This is a genomic window from uncultured Marinobacter sp., from assembly GCF_963974375.1.
In the GTDB taxonomy this organism is placed as follows: domain Bacteria; phylum Pseudomonadota; class Gammaproteobacteria; order Pseudomonadales; family Oleiphilaceae; genus Marinobacter.
In genome coordinates, this window is record NZ_CAXBDN010000106.1 from 1 (window position 1) to 13,279 (window position 13,279).

10 protein-coding genes are annotated in these 13,279 nt (G+C 59.4%); all 10 read left to right on the forward strand.

All coding sequences use genetic code 11. The features are described 5' to 3' along the window. Nucleotides 1–772: DUF6279 family lipoprotein (locus tag AAC035_RS10640; protein ID WP_339803680.1), on the forward strand; the 772-nt coding region annotated here is incomplete at its 5' end. Nucleotides 773–854: 82 nt separating this feature from the next. Then, entirely contained in the window at nucleotides 855–2,249 is a 1,395-nt protein-coding gene (locus AAC035_RS10645; protein ID WP_339803682.1) for an MATE family efflux transporter, read from the forward strand. Nucleotides 2,250–2,356: 107 nt separating this feature from the next. Continuing rightward, nucleotides 2,357–3,208 carry an ATP-binding protein gene (locus tag AAC035_RS10650; protein ID WP_339803684.1) on the forward strand — a complete coding sequence of 284 codons (852 nt, stop codon included), beginning with the start codon at nucleotides 2,357–2,359 and terminating at the stop codon, nucleotides 3,206–3,208. Nucleotides 3,209–3,210: 2 nt separating this feature from the next. After that, complete coding sequence (locus tag AAC035_RS10655) at nucleotides 3,211–4,551, forward strand: HD domain-containing phosphohydrolase (RefSeq protein ID WP_339803688.1); 1,341 nt, start codon at nucleotides 3,211–3,213, stop codon at nucleotides 4,549–4,551. Beyond that, nucleotides 4,548–5,075, forward strand: a complete 528-nt coding sequence (locus AAC035_RS10660) for a response regulator (RefSeq protein ID WP_339803690.1) — start codon at nucleotides 4,548–4,550, stop codon at nucleotides 5,073–5,075. The genes AAC035_RS10655 and AAC035_RS10660 overlap by 4 nt, the downstream gene beginning before the upstream one ends. 6 nt (nucleotides 5,076–5,081) lie before the next feature. After that, entirely contained in the window at nucleotides 5,082–5,747 is a 666-nt protein-coding gene (locus AAC035_RS10665; RefSeq protein WP_339803693.1) for a GTPase domain-containing protein, read from the forward strand. Beyond that, nucleotides 5,740–6,891, forward strand: a complete 1,152-nt coding sequence (locus AAC035_RS10670) for an ATP-binding protein (protein ID WP_339803696.1) — start codon at nucleotides 5,740–5,742, stop codon at nucleotides 6,889–6,891. The genes AAC035_RS10665 and AAC035_RS10670 overlap by 8 nt, the downstream gene beginning before the upstream one ends. Nucleotides 6,892–6,903: 12 nt before the next feature. After that, entirely contained in the window at nucleotides 6,904–9,153 is a 2,250-nt protein-coding gene (locus tag AAC035_RS10675) for an ATPase, T2SS/T4P/T4SS family (protein WP_339803699.1), read from the forward strand. Continuing rightward, nucleotides 9,146–12,814 (forward strand): PAS domain S-box protein, encoded by a 3,669-nt coding sequence (locus tag AAC035_RS10680; protein WP_339803702.1) that lies wholly within the window; start codon nucleotides 9,146–9,148, stop codon nucleotides 12,812–12,814. Before AAC035_RS10675 ends, AAC035_RS10680 begins: the two co-directional genes overlap by 8 nt. A gap of 19 nt (nucleotides 12,815–12,833) precedes the next feature. Next, on the forward strand, nucleotides 12,834–13,279 hold a 446-nt coding region (locus AAC035_RS10685), incomplete at its 3' end, for a response regulator (RefSeq protein WP_339803706.1).

A 13,279-nucleotide genomic window follows, 5' to 3' on the forward strand; every position in this document is an offset into this window, starting at 1 on the left:
CCGGGGCGTGGTCTGGTGGGTAGAAGATTACGTCAGCCTGACCGGTGAACAGAAATCGGATCTGCGGCGGGACCTCAGGGAGCTGCGCAGCTGGCATTGTGAGTCGGAACTTCCCCGTTACGGTAGCTGGCTCGGGGAGCTGCGCGCCGAAATTCGAGCTGGCGACCTGTCCCGGGAGCGGATCCATTATCACCAGAGTCAGGCCGTCGACTTCGTGCCGCCGGTGACCCAACGGCTGCTGCCGGCCATCACCCACCTGTTGGCCAGCCTCAGTGACGAGCAGGTGGCGGAATTAACCGACAACCTGCGCACCAGCCAACGGGAACTTGAGCAGGAGTATCTCGAGGACGACACTCCGGAAGCCGCCCGCGAGCGCGTTGAGGAACGGGCAGAACGCTGGCTAGGTTCACTCAACGAGGATCAGAAACGCATCATCAGCCAGTGGCGCCAGGGCAGGGATACCCAGACCCGGATCTGGCTGCAGGGCCGCGCGCAATGGCAGGCGACCTTCACCGACCTGCTGACGCAGCGGCACTGGCCCCGGTTTCCGGACCGGCTGGAAGACCTCATCATCAATCATGACGACTACCGGGGCGAAGCTTACCGCTCCATGGTGCAGCAGAACACGCCGCAACTGGTGCGGCTGGTCCACGACCTGTTGCGGCATGCCGACGACCAGCACTGGCAGCATCTTGAGGAAGAAACCGGAAAGCTCCACCGGGATGTGGCAGCCCTGTCCTGCAGCAGCGATTCCCTGTCTGCGGGATTGTGAGCCCACCCACACATTTTGATGCGCGGGGTGTATAGTAGGCGGCTTTCCTGAAATTGACGCTTCAAGGTCGTTAATAACCCCCATGCCGGACAACATCCACCAGCCGCCACCAGACACCAGAGCCCCGCTTGTTCCCCGGATACTGAACGAGTGGAAAACCCTCAGCATACTGGGCGGCCCGATACTGATCGCGCAGCTGGCCCAGATGGCCAACGGTGTCATTGATACCGTCATGTCCGGCCATGCCAGCGCCGAGGATCTTGCCGGGGTGGGCATTGGCAGCAGCATCTGGATGCCGATATTCCTGTTGTTCATGGGCGTACTGGGGGCTCTTCAGCCCATCATCTCCGGATACAACGGCGCCCGGGATGTGCAGCGCATCATGCCGGCCACCTGGCAGGGGCTCTACATTGGCGCGGGCTGCGCGGTGCTGATGATTGTGCTGCTACTCAATGCCCGGCCGGTGTTCGACATGCTGAACCTGGACGCCGCAACCGGCGACATCGCCGAGGGTTACCTGAACGCCTTCGCCTGGGGCGTACCCTTCATGTTGCTGATGCTGGCACTGCGGGGGCTCACCGACGGCCTCGGGCACACCCGGGTGATCATGGCATTCTCGGTACTCGGCACCCTTATCAACCTTCCTTTGAACTACCTTTTTATCTATGGTGGCCTCGGCATTCCGGCCATGGGCGGTATCGGCTGCGGCTGGGCGACAGCCATTTCGAATGCGATGGCAGTGACCGCCCTGGTGATCTATCTGAACCGCAGCCCCCTGTACAGGCACTTCCATCTGGTGGCCGACTGGGTAAAACCGGACTGGGCAGAAATCCGCTACATTCTGGCCATCGGTATTCCCATTGGCTTCACCATTTTCGTGGAAGCCAGCATGTTTTCGGTGATTGCGCTGTTTCTGGTGCCCCTTGGGCCCATCGTGGTAGCCGGTCACCAGATTGCCCTGAACCTGACCTCCCTCACCTTTATGGTGCCCCTGAGTCTTGGCCTCGCCCTGACCCTGCGGGTGTCCTTTCTGGTGGGCGCCCGCACCTCGTCGACGGCGCACCTGCTGTCCCGCAGCTCACTGATCCTGGCCGCCGGCATTGCCGTGGTTTACGCGGTCGGGCTGTTCCTGCTGGCCAGCCCCATCTCCAGGCTGTACACCAGTGACCCCGAAGTGCAGGCGGTGGCAACGATTCTGCTGAAGTTTGCGGCGGTGTTCCAGATTGCCGATGTCATGCAGGTAACCTGCATCAGCGCTCTTCGCGGCTACAAGGACACCCGTATTCCCATGTTCATCATGTTGTTCTCGTTCTGGGGCATCGGTCTGCCGTTGGGTTACGTGCTGACCTTCACCGATGTATTCGTGCCCGCCATGGGTGCACCCGGCTTCTGGGTTGGTGTTACCGCCGGACTGGCGTCTGCTGCGCTGCTGCTGGGCTGGCGCCTGTACCTGTATACCAGCCGCAACCCTGTCTGAAGTTTCATTTCAGATACCAAATTTTACCAAACACCCTTCGACTGTCTCCTATACTGCCTGTCAGTATCAGAATCCCGCGCCTATCCCCCTAGCAAGTGTGGTTAAAGATGGCAGATGACCAGCAGCCCCCAGTACCCGCCGATGTTCTTTCCGAAAAACTGGAACAGGCCAACCGACAGTTGCTGCAGTCGGAAAAAATGGCCGCCATAGGCCAATTGGCCGCCGGGGTTGCCCATGAGATCAACAATCCGGTGGGCTATGTCTACTCCAATCTGCAAAGCCTGCAGAGCTACCTGACGGACCTGTTCCGGCTCACCGATGCGGTAGACACCGCCCAGTCGGTGGAGGACCTGCGACAAATCCGCAAAAGCATCGACTACGACTACCTGCGCGCGGATCTGGAAGATCTGCTCAGGGAATCCCGGGAAGGTATCGAACGGGTCAAGGTTATCATCGCTGCCATGAAGGACTTCTCCCATATTGAGGAGGAAGAATTCCGTCCCGCCGATATACACCGGGGTATGGATACCACCCTCAACGTGGTCAACAACGAACTGAAGTACAAGGCCGAGGTGGTTCGTGACTACGGTGACCTGCCAGAGGTGGAGTGTATTCTTTCCCAGATCAATCAGGTGGTCATGAACCTGCTGGTGAATGCCGCCCACGCCATGGAAGCCGCCGGCACCATAACGCTGCGGACCCGCCAGGAAGGCGACTGCGTGATTATTCAGGTGGCCGATACCGGCAAGGGTATTGAACAGGCGCATCTGAACCGGATTTTTGAGCCCTTCTTTACCACCAAACCGGTGGGCAAGGGCACCGGGCTGGGCCTCTCGCTTTCCTTTAATATCGTCGAAAAGCATCATGGCCAGATCAGCGTTGAAAGCACGCCCGGACAGGGCACCACCTTTACCATACGACTGCCCATCGTCCAGCCGCTGTCCGGTGACGGGAGCTGACCATGAGCAGTCCGTTGCCTCCTAACCTGCGCCTGCTGCTGGTGGATGACGAGGAGAATATTCTCCGCAGTCTGAACCGGATTTTGCGCAAGGAACCCTACGAGGTGGTGACGGCCGCGTCCGGTGAAGCGGCCCTGGCCATTCTCGCCGAACAGCGCATCGACATGGTGATTTCCGATGCCCGCATGCCCGGCATGGATGGCCCTACCCTGCTCAGCGCAATCCGGCGTCAATGGCCCTGGTGTATCCGTATCCTGCTGACCGGATACACCGACATGAACTCCACCATCAAGGCCATCAACGATGGCAAGATCTACCGCTATATCAGCAAGCCCTGGGATGACGAAGAACTGAAAATGGTCATTCACCAGGCGTTTGCCTATCAGTATTCGGAACGCCGGCGCCTGAAGCTGGAAAAACTGACGCGGCAGCAGAATCAGGAACTGCAGACTCTCAACGCCAGCCTCGAAGATAAAGTGACGGCCCGCACCGCAGAACTGGAGCAGGTAGCCAGCACCCTGGAAAGCGCCTACGGCGAGCTGCGGCGACACTATGTCACCACCACCGAGGTATTTTCGTCACTGATCACCCAGCGCCTGCCCAAAGACCTTCAGCCCAACACCCGGGTTATCGCTCTGGTGAAGGCCTTCGCCAGACAACAGCAGCTTGACGAAGAGCTCAGCCGGGATCTGGCCATGGCCGCGGCCCTCTACAACCTGGGCAAGCTGGGCTGGTCCGATGAGATGATCCGGGCCCCCTCCGACCGCCTGTCCAAAACCCAGAGCCACCTCTACCGGAACTATCCGGAAGAGAGTGAACAGCTGCTGATGGCGCTGGAACCCATGCAGGGAGCAGCCCGGCTGATCCGGCACCACCAGGAGCGCTGGAATGGCCGGGGCTTCCCGGACCAGCTGGAGGGTGATGCGATCCCGCTGGGTGCCCAGATCCTGAAACTGGCGGTGGATCTGACCGAACTGCAATGCGGTCTGATCCTGAGCAGAAAAGTTCCCCGGGACGACGCCCTCAAGCTGCTGGAACGTCAGAGTGAGCGGCTTTATGACCCCTCACTCAGTTCAGCCTTTATTGCCATGTGCGAACGGCTGGGGCCGGATATCGACCCCCTTGCAGCGGAGGTGCTCACCCTGACCACCGCGGAGCTGGCGCCGGGCATGGTGCTGGCTCGAAACCTCTATGCTGCCTCCGGCATGCTGCTGCTGAATGAAGGCAAAGAGCTGAGCCGGATATTGATCCAGAAACTGATCACCTTCGAACGGGGCGAGCCCGACAATACCCGCTACCGGCTTTATATCCATCGACCGGACGACACCGAGGAGCCATCATGACCAGAATCCAGCTGGTGGATGATGAAGAAAACATTCTTTCGTCACTGAAGCGTCTTTTACGCAAGGGCGACTGGGAGATTGATACCTTTTCGCAGGCGGAAGAGGCCATCGAGGCGCTGCGCCACACCACCTACGCCGTGATTGTTTCCGACTATCAGATGCCCACCATGGACGGCGTGACCTATCTGCAGTTCGCCCGACAGCGGCAACCGGATGCCATCCGCTTGATGCTCAGTGCCCATGGTGATCGCCAATCCATGATCAACGCCATCAACCGGGCTGAGGTCTACCGGTTCCTGTCCAAGCCCTGGGAAGACTATGAAATCGAAACCGCCATACGGTCTGCGGTGGATCTTTACCGGGTGCGGGTCGAAAACCGGGAGCTGGTGGAGGAAATCCGGCGTCAGAAAGCCCTGGTGAGGCAACGGGACGGCGAACTGATGCGGCTGGAACAGGAGAACCCTGGCATCACCCGGGTCAACCGCGACAGTGATGGCTCCATTCTGATCGACGATACCCACTGAGACCTCATGGCGGACTTTATTCCGGAAGACAACCGGCTCAACCTCAAGGTGGTGTTCTACGGCCCGGCCCTGAGCGGCAAGACCACCAACCTGATGCAACTGCATACCCTGCTGATGCCGGAACGCAAGGGCGAGCTGATGGTGCTGGAAACCCGGGACGACCGCACCCTGTTTTTCGATATGCTGCCCATCGGTCTGCGGGGCAGCAGCGGCCTGGATCTGCGCCTGAAACTCTATACCGTCCCCGGCCAGGTTCAGCACGACAGTACCCGTAAAGCGGTGCTGTCCCGGGCCGACGGCATCGTGTTTGTGGCGGATTCCCAGCGCAATCAACAGGATAGCAACGCCATCGCCTTCGGCAACCTGGAGGAGAATCTGGAAAAGGTGGGGCTGGAAATCGACACCCTGCCATTGGTGGTCCAGTTCAACAAACGGGACATGACCGACATCATCGAAGAGGAAACCTTGCAGCAACGCTGGGCCAGCACCCCCTGGAGCCCGTTGCAGATGGCCAGTGCCCTGCATGGCGACGGCGTGGTGGAAACCTTCCGGGTGCTGCTGAACCGGCTCTACGCTCAGGTGGATGCGGAGTTCGGTCTGGCAGCCCGTCATGACATCAGCCGCGACATCTTTGTCACTCAGCTCAGTGCCAATGAGGCCAGCAATGCTTAACTTTGAGGACGATCCGAAGCTCGGGGATCTGCTCTCGGGTGACCAGATCGAGCGTCTTGCACGCACCCTGGGCGCGCTCTGCCAGGCCCGGATTGAGCTGCATACCGAACCTCAGCCACAAGCGTTACCCATTGAATTCAATCTGGAAACCGTGGCCTGGCTCAGTGGTTCGGCAGAACCGGCCAGCCTCAGGGCGGCCACCGAGCTGGTATCCTTCGTGCTCTATTTTGTGGCCCGCTACCAGCTGGCCGCCAATCTGCACCATGACACCACGGAAGCCAGCTTCGCCGAACTGCAACGGCAGAACGAGGCGCTGAAAGCCTCGGAAGCCCGCTACCGCGCCCTGTCCGACAGCCTCCAGGAAACCGTGAACCAGCAGGTTCACACCATCCAGCAGGCCCAGCAGGAGCTCTATGAAAACGCCCGGACCCGCTCCATTGGCCATCTTGCCGCAGGCGTTGCCCACGAGATCAACAATCCCATCGGCTTTATCAAGAGCAATCTGCAGGTGGCCGGCGACTATCTGGAAGAACTGGCCGAAAAGCTTCCGGAAGACGACGCAACCCTGGAGCTGCTGGCGGATTTCCGCGACCTGTTGAAGGAATCCACCGACGGTTCCCGCCGCATTGCCAGCATCGTGACCGACCTGAAGACCTTCTCCAGCATTGATCATGCCGAATATACCCTGTGTAACATCAATGAGCTGCTGGAAGCCGCCAGCCACCTTCTGCAAACCAGCCACACCGAAAGCCGGCTGACTATCGACACCCGCTACGGTCAGGTTCCGGATATCTACGGCAATCCGGCACGGTTATCGGAGGCCTTCTACAACCTGCTCGACAACGCCGCAAAGGCCATCGGCAGCAACGGCCGGGTGATCATCAAAACCCTGGTCCATGACGACAGCGTCGGCATCATCATTCAGGACAACGGCTGTGGCATTGCAGAGTCGGCTCAGGGCCATGTGTTCGACCCCTTTTTCACCACCCGCCCGGTGGGCTCAGGCACCGGGCTCGGGCTGACGGTGGTGCGGGATACGGTGCGGGCCCACAAGGGCCGGATCAAGCTGAAAAGCCGGCAGGAGGCTGGCACCCGGGTGACTATACTGTTGCCCACGCGACCACCTTCTTCAGCGCAGAGCTGAGCAGAGAGACTCATGGCCAAACGTTACGCATCGCTGTTTTCAGACCAGCCCGCCGATACCCGGGATCAGGCGCCCGTGGCTGAAAGGAAACAACCCTACCGGCTCATGCTGGTGGATGACGAACCCAACATCCTGGCGGCCTTACGGCGGGTGTTCCAGCGTGAGAATTACGAACTGGTGTTTGCCAGCAGCGCCGCCGAGGCCCTGTCGATTCTGGAAAAACAGCCCGTCGAACTGATCATGAGCGATTTCATGATGCCCGGCATGAACGGCAGCGAGCTGCTGCGAGAAGTCCGCGAGCGCTGGCCCCAGATCATCCGCATCATGCTGACCGGTCATGCCAACACCGACGCGGTCATGGGCTCCATCAAGGATGGCGCGGTTTACCGGTTTATTCTGAAACCCTGGAACGATGACGATCTGCGGCTGACCATTGCGCTGGCCCTGGAACAGTACGAGCTGATTCGCAAGACCCGTGAACTGGAACAGCTCAACCGCAAACAGACCAAAGACCTGGACACCATTGCCAAGCTCGGCGCCACCAATCGCAGCCAGCTGGCCATCATGCTGCACAAGAAAGGCTGGCTGAATCCCCAGCAGATCCAGCAACTGCACCGGGAAATGCAAAGCCGGAAAACCCCGGTTATCCGCCAGTTGCTCAAACATGACTGGGTGGATTTCCAGAAAGTCCATGAACTGCTGCGGGACGACCTGCTGTTCGAGACCGTGGACCTGAAGGAATTTCAGCCGGATACCACCCTGTTATCACTGGTGCCCCAGAAAGTCTGCACCCGCCAGCTGATCCTGCCATTGCGGGTACAGGGCAAGCGGCTGAGGCTGGCCATGGTTGACCCCATGGACGTCAACCTGATCGATGAACTGGGCTTCATGACCGGTCTGACCATCCATCCGCTGCTTTGCGAAGTGGGCCAGATGCAGGCCAAGCTCACCGAAATTTTTGGCCCTCAGTCAGAACACGCCATCGATGAAATATCCACCATTGTCGGCACCGACGATCCCTACGAAGGGATCGAGATCATGCTGGACGATGAAGACAGCGAGTCGCTGGAACAGCTACTGGGCAGCTCCGAGGAGCCCCCGGCGATACGGCTGGTGAACGGTATCATTCTCGAGGCCCTGCGCCTGGGCGCCAGTGACATTCATATCCACCCCCGTACCAAATCCCTGGTGGTGCGCTATCGTATTGACGGCGTTCTGCAGGACAAGATCCAGATTCCCAACAACCTGCTGATGTCGGTGGTGTCCCGCATCAAGGTCATGGCGGAGCTGGATATTACCGAACGCCGTCGGCCCCAGGATGGCCGTATCACGGTCAAGACACCGATGCGGATTGTCGACCTGCGCATTTCCACCCTGCCCACCATCAATGGCGAGAAAGTGGTCATGCGGGTGCTGGAGCGCCAGTCATCGGCCCAGTCGCTGGAAGATCTGGGGCTGTCCGAGCATAACCTGAAACGCCTGATGCACGTCATTGCCAAGCCCCAGGGCATCATCCTTGCCACCGGCCCCACCGGTAGTGGTAAAACCACCACGCTCTATGCCTTGTTGCAGCATAACGCCACCCCCGAGCGCAACTACGTCACCATCGAAGACCCGGTGGAATTCCATGTGGACATGGCCGGCCAGGTGCCGGTCAAGGACCGCATCGGGCTTGGTTTTGCGGACGTGCTGCGGGCCATCCTGCGCCAGGATCCCGACGTGATACTGCTGGGCGAGATCCGTGACGAGGAAACCGCAGACGTCGCCTTTCACGCCGCCATGACCGGGCACCTGGTGTACTCCACCCTGCACACCAGTTCTGCCACCGCCACCGTGGCCCGGTTGCTGGATCTCGGCCTCAAACCGTTTGTGCTGGCGTCGGCACTCGAGGCCATCATTGCCCAGCGCCTGGTCCGCAGGATCTGTTCCCACTGCAAAACCGAGGTGGAAAAACCTGAAGAGGTGCTGGCCCAGCTCGGGCCCCAGTTCGTCGATGCCAACATCAGACACTACCGGGGAAAGGGTTGCGGGCGCTGCCACAAGGGCTACAAGGGTCGGGTTGCACTCCATGAGGTACTGACCATCACCGAATCACTGAAAGCCGCTATCACCAACGGCGCCAGTGCCATGCAGATCGAAACCATTGCCCGGGATCAGGGCATGCTGATGCTGCTCGACGACGCGTTCCGGAAAATCGAGGCCGGGGTCACCACCGCCGAAGAGATTCTCCGTCTGCTGGGCCCACAGGCTTACCATGACTGAGCTGCGTTACCGGGAAGCCATCGCACTCTGCGTTCTGCTGATTCTGGGGCTGACGTTGTCGGCCATCAGCATTGCGCTGACGGTTTCCTGGTACTTGTCGAACCCTGACAGTAGCTATTACAACACTCCGGTGAGCGGCATTGTGTTGGCCGGGTTGTCAGGCATCATGGTGCTGGTGGCCGTCTACGCCGGATCCGCCAGAGTACGACTGTTGGCGGTGCCGTTGTTGCTGGTTTCGGTCTGGGCGCTGAGCCGGAGCCTGACAGCGGTCCCCCCGAGTCCCGGGGACGGCAGCCTGTCGGGGCTGTCTCCCGCCATACCGGCAGCCACGCTGCTGGCGGCTGTGGGGTTCCTGCTCCAGGGGCTCCGCAAATGCCCGGAGCCGGTCCTGTTGCTGATAGGGCTTCTGCTGTTTGTGCTGGGGCTGGTCAACTTTCCCTCACCGTTTGTTTCGCTGCCCTCGTGGGCTCAGCTGGGTCAGTTACCGGAATTCATCCCGGTGACGGCTCTGACCGCCATGATGATGGGCATCGGTTTACCCCTGCTGAGGCACCTCAATCCACCGGCGAACCGCAATAGCCAGCGCTCTGTTGCCATTGCCGGCCTTATAGGCGTCACCCTGACCGTCAGCTGCTGGCAGCTGGTTCATCAGAGTCATGCGCGGGATATGATTCGTCGTGCCGAGCTGCTGGCCGCCCAGAACGTTCAGGGCATTCTTGACCTCTACCGGTCAGAGCAGGCATTGATTGCCCGTCTGGCCGGGCGTATTGCGAACCTCGAAGGCGAAGTCCCGCAGCAGCTCTGGGAGCATGAGGTGTCCAGCTATCTGGAGGACCTGCCGCACCTGCAACTGATCGGTGTGCTGGACAGTGCGCAACAACCCATGCAGGTCCGCTCCAGGCACCCGGAAGCACGATCATGGCTCAACCGCTTTCTGTCTGATCCTGCCAATGCCCCGTGGCTGCAACACATCCGCGAAAGCAGGACACCCCACACCAGTGCTTCCCATCCGGCGCCCAGTGGAACCCCCTATGCGCTGGTAACGGCGCCGGTTGAGCTGGCCGGCGACCGTCGCTGGAACCTGATTGCCGTCAGCGACTGGTCGCAATCCCTGGCCTGGCTTGATCAACGCCTGACCGGAAATCTGACCATGCGGATTGAAGAGCTGGGCCGTGTTCTCTACGACACCGCCCGGGAGGCACCCGGACAAAGTGCTCGACAGCCTCAACAGGTGCTCTGGCAGGAGGACTTTGAACTGCACCACGATCGCCAATGGCGGTTCATTGTGGCGGAGCCGCTGCAAGCCGCGGTATTTAACGAATACCTGAGTGAACTTCTGGTGCTGTTCGGCGGCCTTGCCCTGACCGGCCTGCTGATGCTCAGCAGAACACTGGGCCTGATGACCAGCAACCGTAACCGTCAGTTGGCCGAGAGCAACCGGGCACTGGCGCATTATCTGGAGCGGGAACGCCAGCTGCGGGAGGCCAATCAGGGTATTATCGAGTTCAGCAACGATCTTTTGTGTTCCATTGATCTGAACGGACGTTTCCGCTTTGTCAGCCCCGCCAGTGAGGCCATTCTCGGTTACGCCCCGGAAGACCTGCTGGGCAAGTCGAGCCTTGGCTTTATCGTGGAAGAAGACCGCGACCCGAGCCGGCAGGCGGTGCAGGAGCTGATGAAAGAAGGTGTTCGTGAAGATCGTCAGTTCCGTAACCGCTATTACCACCGGTCCGGCCGTATCGTTACTCTGACCTGGAAATCCCGCTGGTCGGAAGCCGACCAGACCCTGTTCTGTGTCGGCCGGGATATCAGTGCACAGCTGGAAGCAGAAGAGCTGACCCATCAACGGGAAGCCTTCTTCTCGGTGACACCGGAAATGTTCTGTATTGTCTCGCTGGACAACCGCTTTATCGAAGTCAATCAGGCCTTTCTGAGCGTGCTTGGCTACAGCCATGACGAACTGATTGGCAGCGCCTATCTCGAGGTGATCCATCCAGACGACCATCTCATCATCCACGATGCCATCAGTCAGCTACTGGCCGGACTTACCGTAACAGACCTTGAATTCCGGGTATTCCACAAGTCCGGCAGCCCGCACTGGCTGAGGCTTAATGCAAACCTCAGCAGCGACCAGCTGATCTACTGCTCTGCCCGGGACGTGACCCACGAAAAATCCGTGCAGGATCAGCTCCGCCAGAGCGAAAGCCTGTTGAAGATAGCCGAGCAGGCCGGTCGCCTCGGCGGCTGGATGCTGGACGTAGAATCAGGCCAGGTCAGCTGGTCTGATGGAGTGTGCGAAATTCATGAACTGGCCCCCGGCCAGATACCGCCCATGGACAAGGCACTCGATTATTACACGCCTGAAACCCGCCCGATTATTGAAAACGCGCTCCAGGCCTGTATTGATTTTGGCATTCCTTTCGATATCGAGGCCCGGATCACCACCAAACAGGGCCGCCTGCGCTGGGTCAGAGGTATTGGGAGAGCTGTTTACGGAAAAAACGGACGAGTCAGTCGCCTTCAGGGTGCATTCCAGGACATATCCGCCAGTAAGGAAGCCAGTCAGCGCATTCGTGAGCTGGCGGAACGTCAGTCCCGCATTTTCGAAAGTATCACCGACGCATTCTTTACCCTGAACGAGAACTGGGCCTTTACCTTTGCCAATCACCGCACCGAAGAATTACTGCAACGGTCACGGGTGGACATGCTTGGCCGGAACGTCTGGGAGGTCTTTCCCGAGGCCATTGGCACCCCGTTCGAAGAGCACTACCGGGCGGCGATGGCTACCGGTGAATCACAGGCTTTCGAAGCCTATTTCGAGCCTCTCGACCTGTGGTGTGAAGTCAACGCTTACCCGTCCGAGGATGGTATCGCCGTCTATTTCCGCAGTATCAACGAACGCAAGAAGGCCAAACTTGCGCTGGAAAATACCCTGGCGGAACTGGAGCGCAGCAACCGGGAGCTTCAGGATTTTGCCTTTGTGGCCTCCCACGACCTGCAGGAGCCGCTACGCAAGATCCAGACCTTCGGTGACCGGCTGATGCGTGATCCACAGCATTTCGACGAACGGGAACAGGATTACCTGAAGCGGATGCAGTCCGCCGCCGGCCGGATGCAAAGCCTGATACAGGACCTGCTGGCCTACTCCCGGGTCGCGACCCGGGCGCAACCAATGACCCCTTGTGATCTGAACCAGCTCCTCCTCGAGGTGTGCCAGGACCTGGAAGCCACCATCAGTCTCAGTGGCGCTGACATCCGCACCCGGCCGTTGCCGGATGTTGAGGGTGACGCCACCCAGCTACGACAGCTGCTGCAGAACCTGTTGAGCAATGCCATTAAATTTCGGCGTGCGGATGCGACTCCGGTGATTGAGGTGTACTGTGAAGATGTCGATGAAAGCGGCTGGACACTGGTCATTCAAGACAACGGCACGGGGTTCGAACAGCAGTACGCAGAGCGCATGTTCCAGCCCTTTGCGCGGCTGCACAACAGGAACGAATACGAAGGAACCGGAATCGGTCTCGCCATTGTCCGCAAAATTGCTGACCGCCATGGCGCGACCCTTTCTGCTGTGGGTAATCCCGGTCACGGAGCCTGTTTCCGGATTCGTTTCAACCGGAATCCGGACAAACCGCTGACCATGCTTACCAGGCGCAGTTGACAGAAAAAGGCAGCACGGTATGAGACATGCAGATCCTATCCATATTTTTATTGCCGACGACGATGCGGATGACCGGCTGCTGATCGGAGATGCCTTTGCGGAAGATCAGGAACCGGTTCGACTCAGTTTTTTCCAGGATGGCAACCACCTGCTGTCGGGCCTGAGTGAGGCCCTGAGCCTCAATAGTCTGCCGGATCTCATCCTGCTGGATCTGAACATGCCGGGTAAAGACGGCCATGAGGTCATCGTCGAGCTGAAAAGCAACCCGGCCTTGCGCAAGCTGCCCATCGTGGTACTGACCACCTCCAGCGATCCCCGGGACATCGCTGTCTGTTACGACACCGGCGCCAGTTCCTACATTGTAAAACCGGTGACCTATGAGGGTCTGATTGACGTTGCCCGCTCCCTGAAAAACTATTGGGCTGAAACCAGTACATTGCCAGGAAAGTCACACCAACATGCTTG

Bases quoted from the DNA above. Each gene is read 5' to 3' on its own strand.
- AAC035_RS10670 (WP_339803696.1), top strand. From the start codon at position 5,740: ATGCTTAACTTTGAGGACGATCCGAAGCTCGGGGATCTGCTCTCGGGT.
- AAC035_RS10645 (WP_339803682.1), top strand. From the start codon at position 855: ATGCCGGACAACATCCACCAGCCGCCACCAGACACCAGAGCCCCGCTT.
- AAC035_RS10650 (WP_339803684.1), top strand. From the start codon at position 2,357: ATGGCAGATGACCAGCAGCCCCCAGTACCCGCCGATGTTCTTTCCGAA.
- AAC035_RS10680 (WP_339803702.1), top strand. From the start codon at position 9,146: ATGACTGAGCTGCGTTACCGGGAAGCCATCGCACTCTGCGTTCTGCTG.
- AAC035_RS10675 (WP_339803699.1), top strand. From the start codon at position 6,904: ATGGCCAAACGTTACGCATCGCTGTTTTCAGACCAGCCCGCCGATACC.
- AAC035_RS10665 (WP_339803693.1), top strand. From the start codon at position 5,082: ATGGCGGACTTTATTCCGGAAGACAACCGGCTCAACCTCAAGGTGGTG.
- AAC035_RS10655 (WP_339803688.1), top strand. From the start codon at position 3,211: ATGAGCAGTCCGTTGCCTCCTAACCTGCGCCTGCTGCTGGTGGATGAC.
- AAC035_RS10660 (WP_339803690.1), top strand. From the start codon at position 4,548: ATGACCAGAATCCAGCTGGTGGATGATGAAGAAAACATTCTTTCGTCA.